Origin of the sequence: Shewanella sp. SG44-6 (genome assembly GCF_014164185.1) — a bacterium.
In the GTDB taxonomy this organism is placed as follows: domain Bacteria; phylum Pseudomonadota; class Gammaproteobacteria; order Enterobacterales; family Shewanellaceae; genus Shewanella; species Shewanella vesiculosa.
The window spans coordinates 1-8,833 of the sequence record NZ_JACJER010000161.1; the positions used below are offsets into that span (position 1 = coordinate 1).

The 8,833-nt window shown below is 42.6% G+C and carries 4 protein-coding genes; all 4 read right to left on the bottom strand.

What is annotated here, in order from left to right; all coding sequences use genetic code 11:
- Positions 1-153 precede the first annotated feature (153 nt).
- On the bottom strand, positions 154-1,038 hold the full coding sequence (locus H5185_RS19570) for an MBL fold metallo-hydrolase (RefSeq protein WP_182742928.1): 885 nt from the start codon (positions 1,036-1,038) through the stop codon (positions 154-156).
- Between the two features lie 279 nt (positions 1,039-1,317).
- On the bottom strand, positions 1,318-4,383 hold the full coding sequence (locus tag H5185_RS19575) for an efflux RND transporter permease subunit (RefSeq protein WP_182742929.1): 3,066 nt from the start codon (positions 4,381-4,383) through the stop codon (positions 1,318-1,320).
- Positions 4,380-7,631, bottom strand: coding sequence for an efflux RND transporter permease subunit (locus tag H5185_RS19580; protein ID WP_182742930.1), 3,252 nt, complete (start codon positions 7,629-7,631; stop codon positions 4,380-4,382). Before H5185_RS19580 ends, H5185_RS19575 begins: the two co-directional genes overlap by 4 nt.
- 12 nt (positions 7,632-7,643) lie before the next feature.
- Positions 7,644-8,717 (bottom strand): efflux RND transporter periplasmic adaptor subunit, encoded by a 1,074-nt coding sequence (locus H5185_RS19585; protein WP_182742931.1) that lies wholly within the window; start codon positions 8,715-8,717, stop codon positions 7,644-7,646.
- Positions 8,718-8,833: the final 116 nt, after the last annotated feature.

Here is an 8,833-nt window from a genome sequence, read left to right on the forward strand (position 1 = left end):
TACTACCTTAGTGGCTAATTTACTTTTAGGGCTTTACAGCATAAAAAAAGCTTGCTGATAAGGGCAAGCTCATTAACCTCTGGAGACCATCACATCAGGTTAATTATATGACGCGACAAGATTTACCTTGATAAACCGTCAACGATACTAAGGTTACCTTTGGGTGGATAAATCTTGATATAAAGTTTCAATCCATTTATCTGCAGAGATAAATTCCCAACTCCAATCAGCGTATTTTTCTGGTACACCTTGTTTTTTGATGCTGGCTAAATCGTGCCCTAGTTCAATTTCACCGCGCATCCAATTAATGCTGTCATCTAGCATATGCTTAAATTTAAACAGTGCATTTTTATCGGCTAAATCGCCATGGCCTGGGATCACTTTGGTCTTGTTGTCTAAACGATCCAATATCAAGCTGACGTTTTCACGATAACCCGTCACCGATCCTCCGGCATCTAAATCAATGTATGGGAAACGATCTTTGAAATATAAATCACCCATATGAATAATATTAGCCTTTTGCCATATCACTACGCTGTCACCATCAGTGTGTCCGGGACCTAGGTGGATAATCTCTAAAGTGTCTTGGTTAAAATGAATGGATATATTGTCTCCATAAGTGATAACAGGCAGGGCTGAGGAGGCGATTTTATTTTGTGCTTGAAGACGCTTGAGAACATTATGATGAGCTAAGATTGTACCTTGTTCACCAAAGTGAGCATTGCCGCCAGTATGGTCTGCATGGTAATGAGTGTTGACTATGTACTTGGGAGCACCTGGTTGAATTTGATTCAGTGCCGCGGTAATTTTATCGGCTAAGGGGGCATATTGGTCGTCAATGATCAATATGCCATCACTGCCAGCAGAAACTCCAATGTTGCCTCCAGCACCAATAAACATGTAAGTATTATTATCGAGTTTTTTCGACTTAATGGTCACATCATTAAATTTATCATCAGCCATGGCAGCTGTTTGAGTGAGTGCTAGCAAAGCGAGTGCACTGAGTCCGATGATATGACGTTGAAATCTTAATTTCATTATTATTCCCCATTGCTGTCTTAACAATTGTTTTATTGTTACTAGTACTGCCTAGGTTAACAATTTGATCACATATACGGCAATGATAAATCATACAAAGGTCTAAAGTATCGGTTCGCTAGCTTACACTGGTTCAGAGCACTTAACGCTAAGTATTAAGTGCTCTGATGTCTTAATCCGAGAGAGCTATTTTGGCCAAATGGGTTTAATGCCTAAAACTTATTGCGGCTTAATGCCCGATAGCATGCACTAATCGCTTTAGATTAAAGCACCTAGAAACTACTTGGTCCACGGGAGTATTTTTTGGGCAAATGTATTCGATACTCCTAACCTTATCGCGGCTTTATGGCGCATGAGATACAAGGCTTGGTAACATAATGGTACTAAATATAAGCTAGTTACCGTTGAAAAGGTTAACCCACCAATAATGGCTATCGCCATAGGGGAATAGGGTGGCCCACCGCCGCCAATCTGTGTGTCTCCCATTGCTAAGGGAACTAGCCCCAGTACCGTGGTGGCCACTGTCATTAGTACCGGCCGAAGACGTGTAGTACACACACTGATAATTGTGTGACTTAGTTTATCTAAATCAGGTGTCATTTGATTGATTTGATCAACCAATACAATACCGTTATTCACCACAATGCCCATCAAAATAAGAATTCCAATCATCGACATTACCGACATGGGTGTGCCGGTTAACCACAATGCCCAAAACACTCCCGTTATTGAGAATAGAATTGAGGTGATAATAGCGGTAGGTAACAATAATGACTCAAACAAGGCTGCCATGACGATATAGATCATCGCAATCGCCAAAATCATATTGACGACCATAATTGACTGGTCTTCATCTTGGCGTTCAAACCCACCCCGCAGTGAGTAGCCGTATCCATAAGGGAAGTTGACCGAGTCCATGACTTGAGTGATTTTAGTTTGGGCTTCTTCGGTTGTCATATCCTCAAGGTTTGCGCCAATGGATAATGCTGTTTGGCGATTAAAATGACGAATAGTATCAAATCTAGGAACTACAGTGGCTTCGGCTAAACTGTCAAGGGTGTAGACTCGGTCACCTTGGCGAATAATAGGTAACTGTTTAAGTTTTTCAAGCGAGTTTTGCCAGCTTTTGTCATAGGCCAGTTCAATGCGGAGCTCGCCGCTAGGATCATGGCGAAATGAACGTAACTGCGAGCCTCTTAACGCGATCGCAATATTTGAAGCAATATCACTTAAGGTTAAATCCAGTCTGGCTGCCATTTCGCGGTTTATCACCACAACCACTTCTTGCTGAGCGCCATTCACTTCCGAGCGCACATCAACTAAGCCCTCAATATTGTCGAGTAATGGCATCACCTGCTCACTGATCCGAATGAGCTCTGTTGTCGAGCGTCCGGTTAAGGTCACACGGATACCGTTATTTTCATTGCCCCAGCCAAATTGAGGCGTGGCAATAGAAAACTTAGGAAAGCCTTCGCGGATCATTTTCTTTAGTTCGCCAATATCTATCGGGATGTCTTTTTGCAATAAAATGGTCGATTGCGCATCTTGCGGCGCGTAATAACTGTAAACCGCATCAATGTAAAACTTTTCTTTATTGCTATATAAGTAGGTTTCCATGCTATTAATCATAGCTTCGGTAACCGCTAAATTATGCCGACCCTCTAATTGATAATTAATGTACAAACGGTCATTACCTTCCCCGTCACCCTGATCTTGTTTCACCATGCTTAACGGCAATGCGGTTGACACTAATATTGCTAAGGCAATGACTCCAGAACGTTTTGGCCGCGTTAAAATCCAAGTGAGACTGCGCTCATAAAATCGTCCCAAACGGTTATTGTCTGTAGTGGTTTCGACATCAAAATGAAAGTGATTGAGCATCAATGGGATCAGGGTTTTAGCGACCAACAACGATGCTGCAAGCGAAATACAAATCGCCACTGCAACATGTTCTAAAAAGATGGTTAGCTGCACTTTAACGCCAAAAATATTCGGTAAAAACACGATGGCAGTGGTTAAGGTGCCCGCCAGAACGGCTAAAGAGACTTTATCCACGCCAGTTAACACGGCTTGTTGGTTCGCTTTTCTCTGACAAGTATCGTCAATGTGTGCGGCTTGTTTTTCTTGCAGCACGCTTTCGGTGACAACCACTGCATTATCAATCAGCATGCCGACGGCTAATAACAATCCCATCATAGATAAAATATTTAAGCTGTAGCCTAAAAAGTACATACCGGCCAATGTCATACATAGAGAAATCGGTACAGATGAAATAACCACTAAGGTCATTTTAAGGTTATGTAAAAATAGATACAGCACCCCAAATGATAATACAGCTCCCATCAAACCAGACAACAGTAAGTCTTTTAACGATGATTTAACCCCATAAGCTTGATCTTCCATAATGAATAGCTTGATGCCATTAAATTGCTGATCTTGCTTAACCAGCTCGATGACCTTGAGTACCCGATCAGATACTTCAACTAAATTGGCGCCTGACTCTTTAAATACATCAATTCCCACTGCATATTTTTGGTCTAAATGTCGGCCTTCAATTTTTTCTGGCAAGGCATAGCTCACCATAGCAATATCTTGCAGGCGAATACCCGGTACAATAACCAGATTATTAATGTCATCAAGACTGGTAAACTCACCTTTTGGCGAGACTTGGTACACTCTCGAGTCTTCTCTTAATGTACCGGCACTAATGACAAAGTTTTCCGCGAGTAAACGCGAGCGTAAATCGAGACTGTTGAGGCTTGATGCCACTAATTTATCGGCATCAAGGCGGATTTCAATCTGCTTTTGTTCAACACCATAAAGAGTGACTTTCGACACGCCATCAACGCGTTCAAGTGGCTTGCGTAACTGTTTATCCAATAAATCAAAGGCATTTGATAGTTCGCGCTCGCTTGATATGCGGATAGTGAGCACTGGCATATCGGCAGTTGAGAACTGTTGGATCATCACCCGCTCGACATCTTTTGGAAGTAAATGTCGTACCGAGTCTATTTTCTCACGCGCTTCAAGGCTCTTAGTGGCAACGTCTTCACCCCATTTCATGTTGAGCTGTATAAAAGCCCCATCTTGAGTCGAGTCGGAGCGCACCTCTTCAATGCCGCTCATGGTGGCAAGTGACTCTTCCAGAACTTTAGTTATATCGCGTTCAACTTCTGCTGGGCTAGAGCCTTTATACGGGACTTGCACCACAATTTGTGGAATATCAATCCCTGGAAACATTTCTAATGGCAGCATTCTACTGGCCGCCATGCCAAATAACATGATGGCTAAGAAGAACATACAGGTGGTTACGGGGCGTTTTATGGCTAGCTGAGTGATATTCATGCTGGCGTCTCCGCAGTATTCAGCTCATCATCATTTTGGGTGTATTGTTTGCGGTCAAATAGCGCATATAAGGCAGGAATAACCAGCAATGTGAGCAAGGTAGACATGCTTAAACCAAAAATTACTGTAATCGCCATGGGCGCGCGGACCTCACTGCCATCGCCAATCCCTATTGCCATAGGCAATAAACCTAACGTTGTGGTTAACGTGGTCATCATGATAGGACGCAAGCGAGATTGCGCAGCTTGATTAATTGCCGTGAGCTTATCCATGCCTTCTTGGCGCAGTTGATTGATGCGATCCACCAATACAATGGCATTATTGACCACAATCCCTGCCAGCATAATTAAACCAATAAACACCACGACACTTAAATGAGTACCGGTAATAAATAAACCAATAATGCTGCCTGCTACGGCCATGGGCACAGCAATCAAAATTAATAATGGGTGTAACAAGGATTCAAACTGGCTGGCCATCACTAAGTACACTAAAAAGATAGCCAAAACGAGGGCAATTTTTAATGAGTCAAATGATTGTTCCATTTCTTCATTTTGGCCACCAAATCTGGCTTGAATAGAACTTGGAAATTGCTGTTGAGTCAATATTTGCTGTGCTTGAAGTACGGCTTCACTTAAATCGCCGTAGGCCAAATTCGATGACACGATAGCCACGCGTTGTTGGCTAATACGGTTAATCGCTGACGGACCAATTTGTAAGTCAATGGTAGCGATGGCACTTAACGGAATAGGCTGGGCGCTATTGGGATTAATGATTAATGATTCAATGTCGCTGATCTGATCGCGCTCATTTAATTCACTGCGCACCAAAATATCCACTTTACGATCACGCACGGTGAATTGGCTGGCAATAGTGCCACCGACACGTTGAGCAATACGGTTAGCGACAGTGGGTGCATCCATACCTAACGCAGCAAGGCGAGCATGATCAAAGCGAATGCTGATCTCCGGCTGCCCGTCTCGTAGGGTGGTATTGATGTCACTAAAGCGGTCTGATTCAGACAAGGCTTTTACCAGCTGATCAGCACTTTGCTTAAGTTGCACTAAATCATAACCTGATAACTCAATTTCAAGCGGGGTTTTGAAACTGAATAATTCAGGATGCTCAATCTGCGCTTCGAGTTCGGGGATATTTCTGGCGGTATTGCGCAGTACCTGACTAACCGTAGTAAAGGCTAAAGGATCATTTAGTACCACTTGTAATCTGCCCCAGTTTTCACCGCCTCGAGCAGTATCAGATGTCATTAATCCGCCGCTGCCTGCTTGACTATAGGCATGCTTAACATCCTCACGGTCTTTAATCGATAAGGCTAATTGTTGTAATACCGCATCCGTTTCACTGACTTCTGTGCCAGGTGGTAATAAAATTTCGACATAAAACTCACCTTGATTCATTGGTGGAATCAGCTCAACACCGAGCTTAGGCAATAGACTAGTTGATGCCAGAGTTATCACTAGCGCAATGACAAGGGTAAAGACTTGGTGGCGCAGGACATGGTGAAGGACTCGGTAATAAAATGATTCTACTATGCGGTAGATGACATTAAATCCAGCGCAAATAGGTTTAAGTAATAGGCCAAAAACGCTACTTACAAAACGACTAATAACGATAATAGCGGTTAACAATCCAGCGGGTAAGTAGCTAAATAGTAGCTTAAAGGGAAAGCTCAACACGGCTAATAAGTAATAGCCAATTTTACCTTTACGGCTAGTCGGTTTTGGTTTTATCGCGACTTCTAGCGGTTGCGGCAGACTGGTAAAACCTTGGCGTGAAGCCAGCATAGGAATCGCTGTTAAGGCGACAAACAATGAGGCGAGCAGGGCAAAGGTGACAGTGAGTGCTTGGTCGGCAAATAAAGCGCCTGCGATACCATCAACAAACACTAAAGGCACAAATACTGCCAGAGTGGTCAGGGTTGAAGCAAAAATGGCCCCAGAGACTTCTTTACAACCCGTGACCGCAGCCTCAATTTTACTCATGCCTTGAGATTTATAACGGTCAATGTTTTCTAATACCACAATCGCATTGTCGACCAGTAAACCAATGGCTAATGCAATGCCACCTAACGACATAATATTTAAGCTAATATCAGCAAAATACATCATATTGAATGTCGCAATAACTGAAAAGGGAATTGAGATTGAGATGATAAGTGTGGCAATAATATCACGTAGAAACAAGTAGATAACTAACATCGCCAGTAAACTGCCAAATAACGCAGCTGAGGTCACTTCATTCACGGCACTTTCAATAAATTCAGATTGGTCGTAAATAATCTTTAACTGATTCTGCTCACTTGCTTGGTTAATTTTATCGAGTTCTGTACGTATTTTTTGCGCTACCGCAACAGTATTGGCGTCACCTTCTTTGTAGATCGCCAATTCAATCGATTCTACTTCGCCGATGCGGGTAATGTCGCTGCGTTCTTTATAGGCATCACTGATATCAGCAACATCAGATAATCTGACTAAGGTTTGACCATCGCGATAAACAATGACTTGGCCTAATTCTTCAAGAGAGTTAAATTGATTTAAGGTTCTGACTAAGTATTCTTTATCACCTTGGATCACTTTACCTGCCGATAGGTTGATGTTCTCTTCATTAATTCGGCGCTTAATTTGGTCGGCATTCAGATTGAGTTGGCTTAATTTTTGTTGATTTAATTCAATATGAACTTCTTGTTCTAATCCTCCCGACAACCTAACTGCAGCAACCCCCGATAAGGCTTCTAAGCGGCGTTTTAATTCTTCATCTGCAAAGGTACGCATTTGCTTTAGTTGCTCAGCATCGGCATCAGGCAATGAAAAAGCTAAGCGCATGATGGGGTCAAGATTGGGGTTAAAACGCAATAATAATGGCTTATTAATGTCTAATGGCAGCTCGATAGTGTCGATTTTTTCGCGGACTTCAAGGCTCGCCATGTCCATATTTGTGCCCCATTCGAACTCGAGTACTACATCAGACATACCGGAGCGCGAAATTGAGCTGATTTTGCGTAACCCTTTAACCACGCCAACAGCTTCTTCAATCGGTTTTGAAACCAGCTGTTCAATTTCAACTGGCGCCGCGCCATCATAGGCCGTACGGATAGTGACACTGGGATAGCTTAAATCGGGTAATAATTTTACCGCAAGGCGAGAAAACCCAACCATACCAAAAAGCATCACAGCTAGCATGAACATCCACACAGTAACCGGGCGGTTAACAGACGTATTGATTATCGACATTATCCCGCTCCGTTATCGAATAGCAGCGAAGCTAAGTGGGGTAATTACTTCTACCAAGGCTTGGTCTTTAAGATTTTGCTGACCGCGGATGACGATTTGTTCGCCCGCTTCTACGCCTGATAAAATTTCTACTGTGTTATTTTCACGAAAGCCCAAACTCACTTCTCGTCGCTGGGCCTTAGCGTCTTTAATCACATACAAAGCTTGAGTGTTGTCTTGGTTGATTAAAGCGTTATAAGGAACTGTAAGTACATCTAAGTGGGTGTCGTATTTAAGCTCAACTCGTGTAAACATGCCTGCTTTTAATGTTGCATCTTCATTAGGTACGGCTAATGTCACTTTAAAGGTGCCGCTTTGCGCATCTACAACAGGGCTAATTCGCAGTACCTTAGCATCGATAATATTAGATGTTGTCCCTTGATGTTGTTGAATAATTCTGGCTTGTTGCCCAATACGTAAGCTAGCAAGTTGCTGCTCTGGCAAATGCAATATGCCGTAAAGCTGGTCTTGGTTTACCACATAAAACAGTTCTTGAAACTCTTTGGCCATATTACCGGCTTTGACATAACGTTCGGCAATAACGCCATTAATGGGCGAGACAATTTGGCTTTCCTTAACTTGTAATTCGGCTAAGTCACGTTGCGCTTTCGCTGCCTGTAAATTGAATTCGAGTTTAGCCATTTGATCTTGGCTAATAAACTCTTTGTTATTCATTTTATTTAAACGATTTAGTTCTTGTTGAATAATTTGCACTTCGGCTTCAGAGCGATTGAAATCATAACGCTGACGTTTGGCATCAATTACCGCAAGTATTTGCCCCTTAGTCACTCTGTCGCCTTCTTCAACATTTATAGTTTCAATTATACCTGCAATACGGCTCATCACATGGGATTCCTGTGGTGCCTCCAGTGTTGCTGTCGTGCTGTAAAAAGAAGAAACATTGCCTGTGGCGACGAGTGCTGTTTCAACCGGAATAGCAAATTTTTGTTCTTCTTTTACTTGCTCTTCTTCGCCAGTGCAACCGCTAAGCGCTGCAATACAAAGTAAAGGGAATGCTATTTTTTTCACGTTGATGAACCTATCCATGTGGTACCTGCCAGTATTCTATATGTAGTTAAATGACGTGAGTCAGCTTATGTTATGCCTAAGTAAGTAAACGTCACGTGTTATTTGTTATCAATGTTAATTAACAACAGTTAAGC

Excerpts from the sequence above, each read along its gene's own strand:
- H5185_RS19570 (WP_182742928.1), bottom strand. The coding sequence starts at position 1,038 with ATGAAATTAAGATTTCAACGTCATATCATCGGACTCAGTGCACTCGCT.
- H5185_RS19575 (WP_182742929.1), bottom strand. The coding sequence starts at position 4,383 with ATGAATATCACTCAGCTAGCCATAAAACGCCCCGTAACCACCTGTATG.
- H5185_RS19580 (WP_182742930.1), bottom strand. The coding sequence starts at position 7,631 with ATGTCGATAATCAATACGTCTGTTAACCGCCCGGTTACTGTGTGGATG.
- H5185_RS19585 (WP_182742931.1), bottom strand. The coding sequence starts at position 8,717 with ATGGATAGGTTCATCAACGTGAAAAAAATAGCATTCCCTTTACTTTGT.